At 67.9% G+C, this 18200-nt stretch carries 16 protein-coding genes; 8 read left to right on the top strand and 8 right to left on the bottom strand.

Annotation, left to right across the window (positions count from 1 at the left end; all coding sequences use genetic code 11):
- Positions 1 to 21: 21 nt before the first annotated feature.
- Together AC5DRG_RS12820 and AC5DRG_RS12815 are read left to right on the top strand one after the other, a co-directional pair.
- Complete coding sequence (locus AC5DRG_RS12820) at positions 22 to 1134, top strand: right-handed parallel beta-helix repeat-containing protein (RefSeq protein WP_491810307.1); 1113 nt, start codon at positions 22 to 24, stop codon at positions 1132 to 1134.
- A 111-nt stretch (positions 1135 to 1245) separates the two neighbouring features.
- Positions 1246 to 2040 (top strand): HAD family acid phosphatase, encoded by a 795-nt coding sequence (locus AC5DRG_RS12815; RefSeq protein ID WP_491810305.1) that lies wholly within the window; start codon positions 1246 to 1248, stop codon positions 2038 to 2040.
- A 5-nt stretch (positions 2041 to 2045) separates the two neighbouring features.
- Here AC5DRG_RS12815 and AC5DRG_RS12810 read toward each other — a convergent pair whose 3' ends face one another.
- A complete protein-coding gene (locus tag AC5DRG_RS12810) occupies positions 2046 to 4253 on the bottom strand; it encodes a glycoside hydrolase family 43 protein (protein WP_491810303.1) in 2208 nt (735 codons plus the stop codon).
- Between the two features lie 246 nt (positions 4254 to 4499).
- Here AC5DRG_RS12810 and AC5DRG_RS12805 point away from each other — a divergent pair, with 246 nt between their 5' ends.
- A complete protein-coding gene (locus AC5DRG_RS12805; RefSeq protein WP_491810301.1) occupies positions 4500 to 5654 on the top strand; it encodes a right-handed parallel beta-helix repeat-containing protein in 1155 nt (384 codons plus the stop codon).
- Between the two features lie 125 nt (positions 5655 to 5779).
- Here the strand turns inward: AC5DRG_RS12805 and AC5DRG_RS12800 are convergent, their stop codons facing one another.
- The 4 genes from AC5DRG_RS12800 to AC5DRG_RS12785 form a co-directional block, all read right to left on the bottom strand.
- Positions 5780 to 7462 (bottom strand): rhamnogalacturonan lyase B N-terminal domain-containing protein, encoded by a 1683-nt coding sequence (locus tag AC5DRG_RS12800; protein WP_491810299.1) that lies wholly within the window; start codon positions 7460 to 7462, stop codon positions 5780 to 5782.
- A 31-nt stretch (positions 7463 to 7493) separates the two neighbouring features.
- Positions 7494 to 8324 (bottom strand): pectate lyase, encoded by an 831-nt coding sequence (locus tag AC5DRG_RS12795; protein ID WP_491810297.1) that lies wholly within the window; start codon positions 8322 to 8324, stop codon positions 7494 to 7496.
- Between the two features lie 84 nt (positions 8325 to 8408).
- Positions 8409 to 9278, bottom strand: coding sequence for a hypothetical protein (locus tag AC5DRG_RS12790; RefSeq protein ID WP_491810295.1), 870 nt, complete (start codon positions 9276 to 9278; stop codon positions 8409 to 8411).
- Entirely contained in the window at positions 9275 to 9841 is a 567-nt protein-coding gene (locus tag AC5DRG_RS12785) for a SigE family RNA polymerase sigma factor (RefSeq protein ID WP_491810293.1), read from the bottom strand. The genes AC5DRG_RS12790 and AC5DRG_RS12785 overlap by 4 nt, the downstream gene beginning before the upstream one ends.
- 236 nt (positions 9842 to 10077) lie before the next feature.
- Here AC5DRG_RS12785 and AC5DRG_RS12780 point away from each other — a divergent pair, with 236 nt between their 5' ends.
- Positions 10078 to 11526, top strand: coding sequence for an NCS2 family permease (locus AC5DRG_RS12780; RefSeq protein ID WP_491810291.1), 1449 nt, complete (start codon positions 10078 to 10080; stop codon positions 11524 to 11526).
- Positions 11527 to 11575: 49 nt separating this feature from the next.
- Here the strand turns inward: AC5DRG_RS12780 and AC5DRG_RS12775 are convergent, their stop codons facing one another.
- From AC5DRG_RS12775 to AC5DRG_RS12765, 3 genes are all read right to left on the bottom strand, one after another.
- Positions 11576 to 13036: a peptidoglycan D,D-transpeptidase FtsI family protein gene (locus AC5DRG_RS12775; RefSeq protein ID WP_491810289.1), complete on the bottom strand. Its 1461-nt coding sequence runs from the start codon at positions 13034 to 13036 to the stop codon at positions 11576 to 11578.
- A gap of 96 nt (positions 13037 to 13132) precedes the next feature.
- The gene (locus AC5DRG_RS12770; protein ID WP_491810287.1) at positions 13133 to 13606 is read right to left on the bottom strand and encodes a GNAT family N-acetyltransferase; all 474 of its coding nucleotides are present in this window, start codon (positions 13604 to 13606) and stop codon (positions 13133 to 13135) included.
- Positions 13607 to 13609: 3 nt separating this feature from the next.
- On the bottom strand, positions 13610 to 14383 hold the full coding sequence (locus AC5DRG_RS12765; protein ID WP_491810285.1) for an IclR family transcriptional regulator: 774 nt from the start codon (positions 14381 to 14383) through the stop codon (positions 13610 to 13612).
- A 133-nt stretch (positions 14384 to 14516) separates the two neighbouring features.
- Here AC5DRG_RS12765 and AC5DRG_RS12760 point away from each other — a divergent pair, with 133 nt between their 5' ends.
- The 4 genes from AC5DRG_RS12760 to AC5DRG_RS12745 all read left to right on the top strand — a co-directional run bounded on the left by AC5DRG_RS12760 (position 14517) and on the right by AC5DRG_RS12745 (position 18135).
- Positions 14517 to 16046, top strand: coding sequence for an aldehyde dehydrogenase (NADP(+)) (locus AC5DRG_RS12760; protein ID WP_491810284.1), 1530 nt, complete (start codon positions 14517 to 14519; stop codon positions 16044 to 16046).
- Positions 16047 to 16177: 131 nt separating this feature from the next.
- Positions 16178 to 16786 (top strand): DUF1349 domain-containing protein, encoded by a 609-nt coding sequence (locus AC5DRG_RS12755; RefSeq protein ID WP_491810282.1) that lies wholly within the window; start codon positions 16178 to 16180, stop codon positions 16784 to 16786.
- Positions 16787 to 16847: 61 nt separating this feature from the next.
- Positions 16848 to 17336: a GNAT family N-acetyltransferase gene (locus AC5DRG_RS12750; protein WP_491810280.1), complete on the top strand. Its 489-nt coding sequence runs from the start codon at positions 16848 to 16850 to the stop codon at positions 17334 to 17336.
- An 85-nt stretch (positions 17337 to 17421) separates the two neighbouring features.
- Positions 17422 to 18135 carry a DsbA family oxidoreductase gene (locus AC5DRG_RS12745; RefSeq protein ID WP_491810278.1) on the top strand — a complete coding sequence of 238 codons (714 nt, stop codon included), beginning with the start codon at positions 17422 to 17424 and terminating at the stop codon, positions 18133 to 18135.
- Positions 18136 to 18200: the final 65 nt, after the last annotated feature.

The raw sequence follows: 18200 nt of genomic DNA, 5'->3' as shown, positions 1-18200 counted from the left end.
GAGACGAAAGGACCGCACTCCATGTCTCGTCGTACCGCTCTCGGCCTGGGCACCGCCCTCGCCCTCGGCGCCGGCCTCGCCGTGCTCCCCACCCAGGCCCAGGCAGCAACCGTCGTCGTCGACACGACCGCCGAGCTGACCAGCGCGATCTCCAGCGCCACCGCCGGGACCGTCATCCAGGTGCGCGCCGGCACCTACTACCCGACGGCCACCCTCCAGTCCACGACGAACGGTACCTCCGCCAGCCGCATCTACCTCCAGGCGTACGGCTCGGAGACCGTGAAGATCGACGGCTCCTCGCTGCCCGACGGCGACTGGATCTTCAAGCTGACCGCCGACTACTGGAACGTCTCCAACATCACCTTCCAGAACTCCCCGGACAGCGCGGTCGTCTGCCAGTCCTGCACCGGCACGGTGTGGAGCAACATCAAGACCATCAACGGCGGCGACTCCGGCTTCACCCTCACCGGCGACGGCACGGTCAACAACACCGTCAAGAACATCGACTCCTACGGCCACTACGACTCCGCCAACCACGGCGAGAACGCGGACGGAATCGCGGTCAAGTACGGCTCCGGCACCGGCAATCTGATCACCGGGGCCCGCCTCTACAACAACTCGGACGACGGCCTCGACTTCTGGTCCTTCTCCTCGCCTGTCACCGTCGAGCACACCTGGGCCTTCGGCAACGGCGTCAACCGCTGGTCGGACTCGGCCTTCGCGGGTGACGGCAACGGCTACAAGCTGGGCGGCGACGGCGAGGTCGTCGCGCACGTCGTCAACAACTCGGCCGCCTGGGGCAACGCCGGCAACGGCTTCACCGAGAACTCCAACACCGGGGCGATCGTCATCAACCGGACGACCGCGTACGCCAACTCCAAGTGGGGCTACTACTTCGCCACCGGCGCGGCCAGGCTCGGCAAGAACCTGGCCGTGAGCAACGGCAGCGGCTCGGTCAGCAAGAGCTCCTCGGTCACCTCCGCCGGCAACAACTGGGACTCCGGCATCTCGACCCCGTCCTTCGTCTCCACGGACGCGTCCACGACGTACAACTCCCGCCAGTCGGACGGCTCCCTGCCCGCCACCACCTTCCTCACCACGGGCAGCACCACCATCGGCGCGACGATGAACTGACCTGCCCCGCCACTCGTCCGGGGCGCTTGACCCGATTTTTGCCTGTGAAGGAGGTCTCGATCAGGCAACGGGTCTCGCGCCCGGGAGGGTGACGCGCGTAGAACTCCTGTCATGCATAAGCCACTCCGCATCGCGGCGATCGCCGCCACGTGTGCCGTCGCCGGTGCCGCCCTGTACGGCACCGGCGTCGCGACCGCCGGCCAGTCGACGGCCAACTCGACCCACGAGCCCTACAACATCGGGCTGCTGGTCAAGGACATCGACACCTACTACGGCACCACGCTCGACGCCAACGGCGTCTACCAGGCGTCCACGGACAGCGCGTACGCCAAGGACCTCGCGCGCATCGACGCCGCCGCCAAGAAGTACATCGACCAGGCGGCGCGCAAGGCGCTCCACAAGGGCGAGAAGCCCGCGGTCGTCTTCGACATCGACGACACGCTGCTGCTCAGCCTCGACTACGAGAAGAAGACCAACTACACGTACAACTCGGCCAGTTGGGCCGAGTACGTGGCCAAGGCGGACCGCCCGGCGGTCTTCGGCAGCCCCGAGCTGGTGAAGTACGCCGCGGCCAAGGGCGTCGAGGTGTTCTACAACTCGGGCCTGAAGGAGTCGCAGCGCACCGCCGCCGTCGACAACCTGAAGAAGATCGGTGTCGACATCAACCTCGACTCCGCCCACATGTTCCTCAAGGACACGGCGAACCCGCCCGCGTACCTGAGCGACTGCGCCACCGCGGGTACCTGGACCTGCACCACCGTGCAGTACAAGTCCGGCACCCGCGCGCACATCGAGGACCTCGGGTACGAGATCGTCGCCAACTTCGGCGACCAGTACTCGGACCTCGACGGGGGCTACGCCGACAGGACGTACAAGCTGCCCAACCCGACGTACTTCGTCAGCTAGTTCCGTCAGTTCTCAACTGGCCTGATCGATCCCAGAGTTGGCACCACCGGCTCGATGGTCCCGTCCGCCGCGAAGGTGAGACGGTCGATCGTCGTCTCGCGGTGCATACCGTCACCGCCGGCCTTTCCGGGGCCGTTCAGGGCGAACCGGTGATAGACGATGTACCAGTCGTCGGTACCGGGGACGTTGACCACCGAGTGGTGGCCGGTGGCCTTGATGCCGTACTCGGGACGCTTGGACAGGATCGTCCCCCGCTTGGTCCACGGGCCGAGCGGGGACGGTCCCGTCGCGTAGGCCACGTGGTAGTTCTCGCTGCGGGTGTCGTCCTCGGACCACATGAGGTAGTACGTCCCCTGCCGCTTCACGACGAAGGAACCCTCGCGGAAGTTGTCCGGGGTGATGTCCTTCACCTGCGAGGCGTCGTACGACACCATGTCGTCGTTCAGCGGCACGACGTAACCGTGCCCGTTGCCCCAGTAGAGATACGACGTCCCGTCGTCGTCCGTGAACACGGCCGGGTCGATCATCTGCCCGCTGAGGGAACCGCCCTTCGCGACCAAGGGCTTGCCGAGCGCGTCCTTGAAGGGCCCGGCCGGAGAGTCCGCGACGGCCACGCCTATCTGCTGCTCGGCACAGAAGTAGAAGTAGTACTTGCCGTCGTGCTCGGCGATCGCCGGGGCCCAGGCGTTCTTGTCCGCCCAGGAGACGTCCGCCCCCAGGTCGAGGATCACCCCATGGTCCGTCCAGTGGACCAGGTCCGTGGAGGAGAAGGCCTTGAACTGCGTGCCGCTCCAGCCCTGGAAGCCGTCCGTCGTCGGGTATATCCAGTAACGACCGTCCATGTAGCGGATGTCGGGGTCGGCGTAGAGGCCTGGCAGCACCGGACTGCGGGTCGGCACCGCCTCGACCGTCCAGGTGCGGGCCGTGCCGTCCGCCGAAGTCACCGTGTAGGTCTGCGGCTTGCGGAAGTCGCGCCGGGTACCGGAGGGCGGGCTCACGGTCGCGCCCGCGCCGATGGCCAGGGCGGGCGCCAAGTGCCGTAGATCCGCGTCGGGTTGCATGGGGAGGACGACCTTGTCCGCCGCCTCCGTGACGATCGCGTACGCCTTCTGGTCCTTGGCCGTCGCGTCCACGACGGACATCGGGGTGGCCGGGTAGGCGGCGAGCAGCCGGTCGTACTCGGCCTGCGTCACCGGAATCACCGTGCCGTGGCGGGGACTCGCGGGCAGCTGGTAGTTGGTGGACATCGTCCACTGGCCCGAGTCGAGGTCGGTGGTCTCGAAGGGGACGTAGCCGCGGCCGCCGTACTCGTCGATGAACAGGTACCACTTCTTCTCGGTGTTGGACTTGAAGACCGTCGGCCCCTCGCCGCGGTCGATCGAGCCGCTGCCGATGCAGTCGGCGACGAAGTCGTACGACGTGTCCGTCAGGCTCGTCGACTTCTCCCCGGTGATGAACTTCGAGCAGGGGCTGGAGGACGTGGGGTCCCGCTCGTCCTTGGTGTAGCGGTAGTACGTGTCCTTGTACTTCACGACCGTCGAGTCGATGACCGAGTAGCCGGGGTCGTCCCAGACCTTCGGCTCGCTGAAGGTGCGGAAGTCCTTCGTGGTCGCGTACAGCATCTTGTTGTACGTCGAGCCCGTGTGGCCGGGGTCGTCGTCGGCGTAGAGCTTCGACGCCCAGAAGACGACGTACTCGCCGAGCGAGTCGTCCCAATAGGCCTCCGGCGCCCAGGTGTTGCCCGCCGTGTCCGGTGACACCTTCACCAGGCGCTGGTCGGTCCAGTGGACCAGGTCGGTGGACTCCCAGATCATGATGGACTTGCTGCCGTGGCGCTGGACGTAGTCCCAACTGCCGCTGCTGCTCTGGTACATGCGCAGGTCGGTCGCGATCAGATAGAACTTGTCGCCCTCGGGGGAGCGGATCACGAACGGGTCGCGCAGGCCCTTCTCGCCGATGGTGGAGGTGAGGACGGGCTGTCCGGCGTTCAGCTCACGCCAGTGCAGCGCGTCGTTGCCGCGGCTGAGGGCGTAGCGGATCTGCTCGCCGTCGGCGGTGCCCTCGCCGGTGAAGTAGGCGAAGAGATAGCCGGCGTACTTCGGTTTGTTCACGTGGGGGGCTCCGGTCTGGGCCGAACTGGGCGGGGCGGCGATCAGGCTCAGCAGAAGAGCCAGCAGGGGCAGCAGGATCGCGCGGGCGGTGCGGCGTCGCATGTCACATCCTGTGGGGGTCTGATGGATTGTGTTGGGCGAACTGCCCTCGGAGTGTCATCAGCCGGGAACCGTGCGTCAATCGGTGCGGACGCGGCGCGGGGTACCGAAAATTTCGACGACTTTCGAAGGGGCCACGGCAACCCTTTCCGGGTGCGGCGGCGACCAGAGATCAGAAACGGGCCGGGGCGGCCCCTCCGGCCCGTTTCGTCTGATCTGGTCTCCACCCCCTAGGAAAGGAACGCCCCCGTGCGTTTGTCCACCGGACGCCACCGCAGAACGCGGACCCTCTCGATCGCCGCCGCGGTGGCGGTCTCCGCCGGGGCGGGCGGCGTCTACCTCGGCCTCTCGAACGGCGGCGCGCAGGCCGCCTCGTCGACGGTCACCGTGACCACCAGCGCACAGCTGGAGTCGGCCGTCGCCGGCGCCACCGCCGGCACCGTCATCCAGCTGCGCGCCGGCACGTACTACCCGACGGCCACCCTCAAGTCGACGGCGAACGGCACCAGTTCGGCACGGATCACGCTCCAGGCGTACGGCAGCGAGAAGGTGAAGATCGACGGTTCCCGGCTGGCCGACGGCTCCTGGCTGGCCGGGATCTACGGCGACTACTGGACCGTCCAGAACCTCACCTTCCAGAACTCCCCGGCCCAGGGCTTCGTCGTCACCTCCTCCGTCGGCGGCATCTTCAAGAACCTGGTCACCGCGAACAACGGTGACTCCGGCTTCACCCTGCGCGGCGACGGCACCACCAACAACCTCGTGCAGAACCTGGACAGTTACGGCAACTACGACGCCGCCGGTCACGGGCAGAACGCCGACGGAATCGCCATCAAGTTCGGCTCCGGCACGGGGAACAAGGTCACGGGCGCCCGCCTGTACAACAACTCGGACGACGGCCTCGACCTGTGGCAGTTCTCCTCGCCGGTCACCATCGACCACTCCTGGGCGTTCGGCAACGGCAAGAACCGCTGGAGCGACTCGGCCTTCGAGGGCAACGGCAACGGGTTCAAGCTGGGCGGCGGAGGCGTCGCGGTCGCGCATGTCGTCAACAACAACGCGGCCTGGGACAACACGCTGAACGGGTTCACCGAGAACTCCAACACCGGGGCGATCATCCTCAACCGCAACACCGCGTACGCCAACACCGAGGCCGGCTTCTACTTCGCCACGGGCAAGGCGCGGCTCGCCAGGAACCTCGCGGTCGGCAACAAGGGCGGTTTGGACAAGCTCGGTTCGTCCACCGTCTCCGCGGCCAACAACTGGGACAGCGGCGTCAGCACTCCGTCGTTCAAGTCGACGGACGCGACAACGGCGTATGCCTCCCGGCAGGCGAGCGGGGCATTGCCGGCGACGACGTTTCTGACTACGGGGTCGACGACTCTCGGATCGACCATGAACTGACTGTGGTCTTCGGACTGCGGGACCGTCGTGGCTGGTCGCGCAGTTCCCCGCGCCCCTAACGGGGCGCGAACGCCCCCGTCCGGTCGTCACCGGGCGGGGGCGTTCTTCTGCTGACCGAGGGGGGCTCAGGTCAGCAGGTCCATGCAGTCGAACGACGTGCCCGGGCTGAGGTAGGCCGTGCCTGTCGAACCACTGACGATGTTGAGCTTCAGCACGTTGTACTGAGAGGTGTCCGTCTTCCACGCACTTGTAGGGACGTTGAAAGTGAACGTCTGGTTGTTTCCGCGATAGGAACCCGTGGTGAGCGAGCGCGTCGCGGGCTGCGTGGGGGCCGCGGGAATGGCCGAGACCCAGTCGTTGACACTCACCCGGGGACGCCCGTTGAGGAACGCGTCCGTCACCCCGACGCGCAGTGTGTGCGCGGCGGCGGCCTGGGCCGCGGTGAGCTTGAAGTAGACGAGGATGCCGTCGTTGACGTCCTTCCACATGTACGCGGGGAAGGACGCGGCCTCGTCGCCGCTGCCGATGGTGACGTTGCCGGTCCACTTCGCCGCGCGACCGTCGGACGGATGCGCGTACGTCATCAGCTGGGCGTTCTTGAACTCACCGGGCGTGCCGTCCCAGTCGCCGAGCCGCCACACGGTCTGCGCGGCGGACGGATCGCCGGTGACGGTGATCGAGTTGAGCGCGGTCGAGCCGCCCGCCGTCACCTTCACCTCCCGTGTGTGCACGGCGAGTTCGCCCTTGAAGACGGTCAGGGTGTACGTCCCCGGCAGCATCCCCTTGCAGGAGAAGGCGCCGGAGCCGGACGCGGCCTTCGCCCAGTACTGGGCGTCCGCGTTGGCGAAGCCCACCGTGTAGGCGTACTTGGCGTCCATGCCCTTCAGACCGACGCCCGCCACCTTGCCGCGGCCCGCCTTGCCCACCCAGCCGGTGATGCCGAGGCCGTCCACCCACGAGGTGTCGAGGTTGGCGTGGAAGAGGGAGGACGAGGGAGCGCCGCCGTCGGTGAAGGCCAGGACGAACGGGCCCTGGAGACCGAAGCGTTCGGGCTCGGTCTGCGCCTGGTTGTAGTGCAGGATCTCGTACAGGCCGGCGCCGAGGTCGTTCGAGTGGCGCAGCAGTGAGCGGTAGAACGGGCCGCCGGACGCCTTCTCGTGGTTGGAGCGGACGATCCACAGACCCACCGAGCCGGTTGTGAAGCCGACGTAGTCGTAGTCGATGACCCGCTTGCCCGAGTAGTGCTTGGAGTGGGTCGTGCCGTCCGAGCGCTTCCAGACGTCACCGGCCTCGATGATCGAGTCGGACGCCTCGATCCAGGTGTCCGAGCCCTCGTTGGGGAACATTCCCGGCTTGAGGCGGACCAGGTAGCGGGTCGCGGTGAAGGAGGCGTCCGCCTTGTTGGTCCACTGGTGGACGTTGTTCTGGCCGCTGCGGGCCGCGTACCACTGGGTGATCGCACCGTGCACGACCTTGATCAGGATCGTCGATCCCGACTGCTTGATCGTGACGGTGGAGGCCCCGAGGCCCGACTCGACGTGCGAGTGCTTGCCGCCGTAGCCCTCGTACTCCTTGCCCTTGTAGACCAGGGACGTGATGTCGCCGGTCGACTTGGAGACCTTGAAGACGAGGGAGGCGCCGGTGTCGACGACGTAGTTCTTGCCGTCGTCCGTGTAACCGAAGGCCGCTGCGGACGCGGACGAGAGGAGGCCGGTGCCTGTCGCGACGGCGGCGCCGGTGGCGGCGACGCCGATCGCGGAGGCCCCGAGCACACGTCTGCGCGTGAGGTGCTTCTTGTGCGTGCTCAAGGAACGTACTCCGTCATACTTGAAGGTTCACTCAGTTGTATGTGATGTCAGATGACGAGAAGTTGCAGGTCGTTCCGTCCGCGCCGGTGCCCAGCTCGGTCGGCTCCGCACCCGTGTTGTTGCCCTTGAAGCGCACGCAGGTCTTGATCTTCTTGCCGCTGTCGCCGTGGATACGGATCTTGCGCAGCGAGGCGGTGTCGCCGTAGTTGGCGTTGACGCCGACGATCGCCTTGAGCGGGGCGGTCACATCGACGTCGTTGATGATGATCGTGCGCTTGTACTGCGTCTTGCAGTTGCCGCAACTGCGCACCAGCTTGCCGGAGTTCTCGACCTGGAACTTGCTGACGACCAGCTTGCCCGCGCCGTTGAACTGCAGCACCTTGTCGGAGGCACCCTTGGCGCCGCCGCCGTAGACCGTGTACACGGACGACGAGGACTTGCCCTTGAAGCTGGCGGCGTCCTCGCCGACGTCCAGCCACCACACGTTCTGGATCGTGCAGCTGCCCAGGCAGTGGACGCCGTCCGCGGCCGGGGTGCCGATGATCACGTTCTTCAGGGTCGCGCCGTCGGCGAGTTCGAAGATCGCGCCCTGGCTCTCGTCCTGACTGTCGCTGCCGAGGGCGCCGCTGCCGTAGAACTTGGCGAGCTTCCCGTCGTAGGTGCCGGACACCTTGATCGTCGACGACACGGCCTTGCTGCCGTTGGCGGTCGGCCAGGCGCTCGCCGCGCCGGCGGTGGACAGCATCGTCGTGGTGACGACCGCCGCCGCGGTGATGCCGAGGGCGGCGGCTCCGCCGATCACCGCCCGCCGCCTGGTGACCCGGCGACGGTGGCGGACGCGCTGTTCAGCTGGTGCAGTCATGCCCATTCCTTGCCTGGGGAGAGGATCCTTGCGTCTCCTGGTCGCCACGGGTGAGGAAAGGGTTGCCGCCCCTCCGGGAATTCTTTACGAATCCCCTTCGTCTGCCGAGTCGTTGTCGTCCGTGGCCGCGAAGTCGCCCTTCACGGACAGCTGTTGGGATCCGACCGTGCCCGCCGCCGCGTATGTGTCGTCCTTGGCGTCACGGCCGCCGCGCTCATGGTCGTACTGCCCCGCGAACACCCACTCGCCGGGCGCGACCGTACGGCCCTCCTTGAGGACCCATGTGTACACCAGGAAGCCGTCCTGCTCGGCGACCGTCAGCGTGAAGTCCTGCTCCGGCAGCGAGCGCCAGGCGCCCGCCGAGGTGACCCCGCCGGTCTGCGCGATCTTCAACTCGACGGTCAACGCGGTCAGTTGCTTGCTCGTCTTGAGGGTCACATTGCTCTGCGCCCAGAAGTCGTTGCTGTGCGGGTCCACCGAACCGTCCGACCACAGTGGGCCGTCCTCGGAGCCCGACGCGGCCGGCAGCGCGGACGCGGAGGCCTTGGCGGTCGGGGTCGGTGTCGGCGACACACTCGCCTTGCCCGAGTTGTCGGACCCGCCGGAACTCGGCGTCGGATCCGGCGGCGGGACCGGGGCCCGGCTCGTCGCGTCCGGGGACGGTGTGGGCGTCGGCGAGACCGCGACCGTCTTCTCCGGGAGGGTGTCGTCCTTCACCGCGGAGGCGACCGCGTAACCGCCGACCGCGAGCACGCTCGCGACCGCGGCCGTGGCACCCACCACCCGGGCCCAGCCAAGGAGCGGCGGGCGGTACGCCCGGCTGCGGCCGGTCCGCGGATCCGGCGCCATGCCGCGTTCGATCCGCGCCAGGATGCGCGCGCGGTCGGGTTCGTGCGCCTCGGCCGCCTCGTGCAGCCGGGCGCGCAGCTCGTTGTGCACGTCCTGCTGCCTCATCGGGTCGTTCCTCCGGTCTCGCCGCCGCGCGCCATCGCCGCGTGCACTCTACGCGGGGCCGCCTGCGTGCCGAGCAGCCGCTGCAGTTCGGCCATGCCCTTCGACGTCTGACTCTTCACGGTACCCACCGAGACGCCCAGAGCGAGCGCCGTGTCCTTCTCCGAGAGGTCGAACGCGTGCCGCAGCACGACGCAGGCCCGCTTCCTGAACGGCAGTCTGCGCAGGGCCTCCTGGACGTCCACCACGCCCGCTATATCCGGGTTCTCGACCTTCTCCTCGCGCTGCGACCAGAACAGGGCGATGCGCCGCCGCTCCCGCACCGCGCTGCGGATCCGGGTGCGGGCCATGTTGGCGACCACTCCACGCGCGTACGCGACCGGGTGATCGGCGTCGCGCACCCGGTCCCAGCGGTGCCACAGTGCCAGCAGCGCATCGGCCGCCAGATCGTCGGCGGCGTCCGATTCGCCCGTCAACAGGTGGGCGAGGCGGGACAGTTCGGCGTAGTGCCGTTCGAAGAAGGCGTGGAACTCCACGGAGGCTGCGTCGTCGACGACAGTGCCCACGGCGACCTCTTCCTGCCTGTGCGTGTCATGTAGATGACATGGGGAGATCCGGTATGCACCGGATGAGATCCGGAAGCGTAGCAGTGATCGTCGGGCGGGTTCGTACGCGGCTTCGAACCTCAAGTGGCGCTCTGACGCCCATTCCGTAACACGGAGAAAACCTGAAACCGGTTCAACAAGGGAACAATCCAGCCAGCATCCGCACCGATCAACCAGGCAACGAGGAGTTACGCGCCATGTCCGAATCGCAGAAGGTGGCCGACCGGCCAAGTGCCTCGCCCCCGGCGCTGAGCAGTGTCGACAGGTTCTTCAAGATCTCCGAGCGGGGGTCCACCTTCAGCCGTGAGATACGCGGCGGTTTCGCCACGTTCTTCACGATGGCCTACATCCTTGTCCTGAACCCCATCATCCTGGGCAGCGCGAAGGACAAGTTCGGGCACCAGCTGGACGCCGTTCAGCTGACCACCGCCACCGCCCTGGTGGCCGCCGTCATGACGATCATCATGGGCGTCGGCGGCAACCTGCCCCTCGCCCTCGCCGCCGGCCTCGGCCTGAACGCGGTCGTCGCCTTCCAGATCGCCCCGCTGATGAGCTGGGACGACGCGATGGGCCTCATCGTCATCGAGGGCCTGCTGATCTGCGTACTGGTGGTGACCGGCCTGCGCGAGGCCGTCATGCACGCCATCCCGCAACAGCTCAAGCAGGCGATCGGCGTCGGCATCGGCCTGTTCATCGCCTTCATCGGCTTCGTCGACGCCGGCTTCGTCAGCCGTATCCCCGACATCGCGAACACCACGGTCCCGGTCCAGCTCGGCGGCACCGGCACCCTCACCGGGTGGCCGGTTCTCGTCTTCTGTCTCGGCGTGCTGCTGACCATCGGACTGCTCGCCCGCAAGGTCAAGGGCGCCATCCTGATCAGCATCGTCACCATGACGATCGTCGCGATCATCATCAACTCGATCGCCGACATCAAGTCCTGGGGTCTGACCACGCCCGCGTGGCCCGACAAGATCGTCGACACCCCCGACTTCGGACTGATCGGTCACTTCAGCCTGTTCGGCGCCTTCGGCGAGACCGCTGCCATCACCGTCGTCCTGCTGATCTTCACGCTGATCCTGTCGGACTTCTTCGACACCATGGGCACCGTCCTCGGCATCAGCGCCGAGGCTGGCCTGCTGGACGAGGAGGGCAAGGTGCCCAACCTCGGCCGCGTGCTGCTCATCGACGGTGCGGCGGCGGTCGCGGGCGGCGCGTCCTCCTCGTCCTCCGCGACCTCGTACATCGAGTCGGCGGCGGGCGTCGGCGAGGGCTCGCGCACCGGCTTCTCCAACGTGATCACCGGCGGCCTCTTCGCCCTGGCGCTCTTCTTCACCCCGCTGCTGACCATCGTCCCGCTCCAGGCCGCCGCCCCCGCGCTCGTCGCCGTCGGCTTCCTGATGATGACGCAGGTCAAGCACATCGACTGGGACAAGTACGAGATCGCCATCCCGGCGTTCCTGACCATCGCCGTGATGCCGTTCACGTACTCGATCACCAACGGCATCGGCGCGGGCTTCCTCGCCTACATCGTGATCAAGACGGTCCTGGGCAAGGCCAAGGAGATCCACTGGCTGATGTGGGGCGCGTCGGCGCTGTTCCTCATCTACTTCGCGATCGACCCGATCGAGCAGATTCTGGGCGTGTGAAGTAAGTAAGCGGTTCGGGGGCCTCGGCGTGTGCCGAGGCCCCTTCTTCTCAGCTCTTGAGTGCTGCCTGCATCATCGCCTTGGCCACCGGCGCCGCCAGCCCGTTGCCGCTGACCTCGGACCGAGCCGCATCCGACTGCTCGACCATGACGGCGACGGCGACCTCCTTGCCGGTCGAGTCGGACTTCGCATACGAAGTGAACCAGGCATACGGCGTCTGGCTGTTGTTCTCGCCGTGTTGGGCCGTACCCGTCTTGCCACCCACCGTCGCCCCGGAGATCTGCGCGTTCGTCCCGGTACCGTCGGAGACAACCGTCTGCATCGCGGACTGCAACTGCTCGGCGGTGTCCGAGCTGACGACCTGCGTGGTCTCGGTCTCGTCGTCGTAGTTCTTCAACACATCGCCGCCACTGTCGGTGGTCTGCGACACCATGTGCGGCGTCACCATCTTGCCGCCGTTGGATATCGCCGCCGACACCATGGCCATCTGCAGCGGCGTCGCCGTGACATCGAACTGGCCGATGCCCGACAGGCCCGTCTGCGCCTTGTCCATGTCCGAGGGGTACACGCTCGCGTAGGCCCGCACCGGCATGTCCTGCTCGTCGTCGTTGAAGCCGAACTTGTCGGCCATCGCCTTCACCTTGTCCTGGCCCAGGTCGACGGCCATCTTCGCGAAGACGTTGTTGCAGGAGTACTGGAGCGCCGTACGGATCGTGGCGTTCTCGCAGGGCGCCGAGGTGTTCTCGTTCGCCAGCTCGGTCGTCGTACCCGGCAGGGTGTACGGGTCAGGACTGTCGGTCTTCGTGTCCACGTCCGCGTACAGCCCGTCCTCCAGCGCGGCCGCCGCCACGACCAGCTTGAACGTCGACCCCGGCGCCACCGGCTGGCGGATCGCGCGGTTGGTCAGCGGCTTGTCCGAGTCCTTGGTCAGCTTCGACCAGGCCGCCGCGGCGGTGTTGGCATCGGTCAGCGACGAGGGGTCGTACGACGGCGTCGACACGACCGCAAGGATCTTGCCGGTCGTCGGATCGATCGCGACGGCCGCGCCCTTCTTGTCGCCGAGCGCCCGATAGGCCGCCTTCTGCACATCCGGGTCGATCGTCGTGACGACGTTGCCCGGATCGGCCCGCTTGTTGGTGACCGTGTCCATGGCGGTCTTCAGCGAGCTGTCCGTGCCGTTGAGGAGGTCCTGGTAGATGCCCTCCAGCTGCGTCGGCGCGTAGCTCTGCGAGGCATAGCCCGTCACCGCCGCGTACAGCTCGCCGTCCGTGTACGTGCGCTTGTACTCGAGGTCGCTGCTGCCCTTCGTCCGCGCGGATCCGGTGATCGACTTCCCGGCCACGATGATGTTCCCGAGCGGCGACGCGTACGTCTCGATCGCGTTCCGCCGGTTGTCCTTGTCGTCCGCGAGCGCGGTCCCGTCGTAGAACTGCACCCAGGTCGCCCTGATCAGCAGAGCGAGCACCAGGAGCAGTGAGAAGACCGCCGCGCGCCTGATCGTCTTGTTCATCCCACACAGAAAGACGATCAGGCCGGAGCGATTCGTTCCCTTCGGGGTGCTTTTCTCATCGGGTGTTCATGAACCTCGGGTGTTCATGAAGGGTGTTCACGAACCCAGCGTCAGCAAGACCTCGTCGATCTCCGCGCCCCGAGCGTTCGCGTACCCTCTGTCCGCTCCTGTGACCCTGAACCCGCACTTCTCCAGCACGCGCCGCGACCCCGCGTTGTCGGACGCCGCACGCGCGTACAGCGGGCGCTCGCGCACCTCGGTCAGCAGGGCCCGTAGCGCGGCCGTCGCGATGCCCTGGCCCCAGTACGCCCGGTCGACCCAGTAGGTGACCTCGCGCTCGCCCGGCTCCCCGTACACCGCCGCGTGCCCCACCACGTCGCCGTCCGCCAGCACCGTACGGATGACGACGTCGGCCGACGAGCGGATCCGCTTCCAGTGGGCGTCGAAGGCGTCCCGGTCGGCCGGGTCCTTGGCGGTGAAGGCCGCCATGGTCAGCGACTCGGGGTCGTTCATCTGGCGGAAGAAGACCGGCAGGTCGCTGTCGTGGACCGGGCGCAGTGCGATGTCCATCGTTCAGAGCCTCCGGGTCGCGAGGGTGAGTCGGTCGCGCGCGTCGAACAGGGCGTCCTTCACCATCTGCTCGTGCGCGGGTGTCAGCCGGGCCACCGGCACCGAGCAGCTGATCGCGTCGCGGGCCGGGGTGCGGTAGGGGATCGCCACGCCGAAGCAGCGCAGCCCCAGCGTGTTCTCCTCGCGGTCGACCGCGAAGCCCTGCTCCCGCACCTGGTGCAGCTCCTCGATGAGCTTCTCCCGGTCCGTGATCGTGTTCTCGGTCAGGGCGGGGAGGGTCTCCGGGAGCAGCTTGCGGACCTGTTCGTCCGTGTAGGTGCTCAGCAGCGCCTTGCCGAGGGACGTCGAGTGCGCGGGGAGCCGGCGGCCGACCCGGGTGAACGGGCGCAGGTAGTGCTGCGACTGGCGGGTGGCGAGATAGACGACGTTCGTGCCGTCCAGGCGCGCCAGGTGGATCGTCTCGGTCGTGTCGTCCGACAGCCGGTCCAGCGTCGGCCGGGCCGCCGCGACCACCTCGTCGCCGTCGATGTACGACGTACCGACGAGCAGCGCCCGCACCCCGATGCCGTACCGCGTGCCCGTCGCGTCCGTCTCCACCCAGCCCAGGTCCACGAGCGTGCGAAGGAGCATGTACAGGCTGGACTTGGGATAACCCACGGCCTCCTGGACCGACGCGAGGGAGTGCATTCCGGGCCGTCCGGCGAAATACTCGAGCAGCTCAACCGTCCGCACCGCGGACTTGACCTGCGCCCCGCCCCCCGTCTCGCCAGCCGACATCGCCCTTGACCCCTTCGTTCGACGGGAAATAGTCTCCGAGAGCATATTCATCATCAGAGACAGCGTTCAGTATATCGAACGACTCTGGTGGATGACCCAGAACTGCGGCATTACATGTGTGGAGGGACCCGCGGTGGCAGCAGCACCAGTCTGGAGTGTCGACCCCCGAACCGGGAAGCAGCGTGAACAGGTTGCGGTGGAGGCTACAGCCCAGGAGGTGGACACCGCCGTCCGTGCTGCGCACGCCGCCCGTGGCGCCCTCGCCGACCGGGCCGTCCGCTCGGCCTTCCTGCGTACCGCCGCCGATCAGCTCGAAGCGGCCAAGGACCAGCTCGTCGAGGCCGCCGACGCCGAGACCGCGCTCGGCCCGGTCCGGCTGACCGGTGAACTCGCCCGCACCTGCTACCAGTTGCGGGCCTTCGCGGACATCGTCGACGAGGGCGCCTTCCTCGACGTCGTCATCAACCACCCCGACGACACCGCGACCCCGCCCATCCCGGACCTGCGCCGCTACAAGGTCCCGCTGGGCGTCGTGGCCGTGTACTCGGCCTCCAACTTCCCCTTCGCCTTCTCGGTCCCCGGCGGCGACACCGCGAGCGCGCTCGCCGCAGGCTGCCCCGTCGTCGTCAAGGCCCACCCCGACCACCCGGCGCTGTCCGAGCTGGTCGCCAAGGTGCTGCGCCGGGCCGCCGCCGCGCACGGCATCCCCGACGGCGTCCTCGGTCTCGTGCACGGCTTCGAGGCGGGCGTCGAACTCGTGAAGCATCCGTTGGTCTCGGCGGCCGGTTTCACCGGGTCCGTACGGGGCGGGCGGGCGTTGTTCGACGCGGCGGCCGCGCGGCCCGTGCCGATTCCGTTCCACGGTGAACTGGGGTCGCTGAACCCGGTGGTGATCACCGAGGCGGCCGCCGCCGAGCGGGCCGAGGCGATCGGTGCGGGGCTGGCCGGGTCGATGACGCTGGGTGTCGGGCAGTTCTGCGTGAAGCCCGGTCTGGTGCTGGCCCCTGCGGGTGCCTCCGGTGACCGACTGCTCAAGTCCCTTACGGACGCGGTCAGTAACACCGACGCCGGGGTTCTTCTCGACCACCGGATGCGGGACAACTTCGTCGCCGGTGTGGCCGAGCGGGCCGAACTGCCCGACGTGGACTCGCCGGTGACGCCGGGGGCGGGCAGTGAGCACACGGTCAGTCCCGGGTTCCTCACGGTGTCGGCGGACAAGCTGACGGCCGAGGGGGCGTACGACCTTCTCCTTGAGGAGTGCTTCGGGCCTGTCACCGTGGTGGTTCGTTACGAGGACGAGGATGAGGCGAGCGCGGTTCTTTCGCGCCTGCCGGGGAACTTGACCGCGACGGTTCACCTCTCGGCGGAGGAAGCGGCCGGGGAGGGGCGGGGCGCGGAGATTCTCGCCGAGCTGACGCCGCTTGCGGGGCGTGTGCTGGTGAATGGGTGGCCTACGGGGGTTGCCGTTGCCCCGGCTCAGCATCATGGCGGGCCCTACCCGGCTACGACTTCCACGTCGACGTCCGTGGGCGGTACGGCTATTGAGCGGTGGCTGCGGCCTGTTGCCTACCAGGGGGCGCCTGAGGCGTTGCTGCCGGTGGAGTTGCGGGATGACAATCCGCTGGGGCTGCCTCGTCGGTTCAACGGGCGGTTGGAGCGGTAGTCGCCGTTGGGGGTGCGGTGGTCTGCGGGCTGCGGGTTCGTCGTGGCTTGTCGCGCCCACGCGGCGGAGCCGCATATCGATACAGCCCCGCGCCCCTTAGGTGACTCCACTGGACCTGAGACAATTTGGCGATGGATATAGAGCTTCCCGAACTTCCTTTCTCCCTCCGCACCTATGGACCCGACGGGCACTGGTCCCACGAGGACGGTGTTCTCACCGGGTGGGCAGGGTCCCGGCAGGATCGGTTCGTGCCGCCCACCGGGGAAGCCGTGGACCCCGCCTCCGACGCGCCGCGGCTGCTCGGGGCGCCCGTGGGCGATTTCCAGCTGATCGCCCGGGTCACGGTCGGGTTCGCGGCGTCGTTCGATGCCGGGGTGCTGTATGTCCATGTGGGGGAGCGGGCCTGGGCCAAGCTCTGTCTGGAGTACTCCCCGGATGTGCCCACCGTCTGCACGGTGGTGACCCGGGGGCACTCCGACGACGCCAACTCCTTCACCGTGGAGGGGAGTTCCGTGTGGCTGCGAATAAGCCGGACGGGGCGTTCCTTCGCGTTTCACGCCTCCCGTGACGGTGAGCGCTGGGTCTTCGTGCGGCTGTTCACCCTGGGTGGCGAGGAGGAGACCGCCGCGGCCCTGATCGGCTTCATGACGCAGTCGCCGATGGGGGAGGGGTGCGTGGTGACGTACGACCACATCGAGTTCAGGCCCGACTGGCCGAAGGATCTGAGAGACGGCAGCTGACGGGAACCGGAACGCCGCCTCTCACGTCCTCCGGTGCATGATCCGTGACCGTCAGAGACCCATGAGCCGAGTGACCGGTGGCCGGGTGATCCGTACCGTCCTGCCCGCCGAGGCGGAGGCCGTCGCCGCGCTGCATGCGCGGGCCCGGGCGACGTACTACCCGGACGGGATCCCCGACGACGGCACCGACTGGCTCGTCGCCTGGTACGGGGCCATCGCGCGGCCGGAAGGGCATGTGCTGTGCGTCGTCGAGCAGGGGCGTATCGCCGGGATCGCGTCCTTCCGGACCCCGGAGGGTGCCTCCGCTGAAACGATCAAGCTGTTTCAGTTCCACGTCGACCCCGACCACTGGCGTTCCGGAATCGGTACGGCCCTGCACGCGGCCTGCGTGGAGGAGTGGCGAGCCGACGGCAGGCGGACGGCCGTGCTCGACGTGCACGTCGACAACCTGCGGGCCCAGGGCTTCTACGCCCGCCAGGGCTGGGTCGCGGATCCGGCCGACGGGAGTCACCACCTGAGGATGCGGTTCTCCGTGACAGAGGCTCCGTGACCGGGGAATGAAGCCCGCCGCTTGAACGTTCATGCACTTCGGCGGAGGGAGCCTCCGTGTCCGTACGAACTGGAGAGCCGAAGACATGCGCGTCGAGATCTGGAGCGACATCGCCTGCCCCTGGTGCTACGTGGGCAAGGCCCGCTTCGAGAAGGCGCTGGACGCCTTCGCGCACCGCGACGACGTCGAGGTCGTGCACCGGTCCTTCGAGCTGGACCCGGGCCGCGCCAAGGGCGACATCCAGCCCGTGGTCAAGATGCTCACCAAGAAGTACGGCATGAGCGAGGCACAGGCGCACGCCGGCGAGGACAACCTGGGCGCGCAGGCCGCCGCCGAGGGCCTGGCGTACCGCACCCGCGACCGCGACCACGGCAACACCTTCGACATGCACCGCCTCCTGCACTTCGCCAAGGAGCAGGGCCGCCAGGACGAGCTGATCCAGCTGCTGTACCAGGCCAACTTCGCCGAGGAGCGGTCCGTCTTCGCCGACGACGAGCGGCTCGTCGAGCTGGCCGTCGCCGCCGGACTCGACGCGGACGCGGCCCGCAAGGTGCTCGCCGACCCGGCCGCCTACGCCGACGACGTCCGCGCCGACGAGCGCGAGGCCGCACAGCTCGGCGCGAACGGCGTGCCCTTCTTCGTCCTCGACCGCAAGTACGGCATCTCCGGCGCCCAGCCCGCCGAGGTCTTCGCCCAGGCGCTGAACCAGGCGTGGGGCGAGCGGTCGCCGCTGAAGCTGATCGACGACGGGGGCGCGGAGGCGTGCGGTCCCGACGGGTGTGCGGTGCCGCAGGGCTGAAAGCAGCAGGTCGGGGCGGATCTATAAGCGTTCCTTAGCGGAACCACGTAAAAACGCGCAATGGA

The sequence above is a fragment of the Streptomyces sp. JLBG701 genome (genome assembly GCF_058544905.1).
This window is presented reverse-complemented; position numbering and strand designations above follow the sequence as displayed.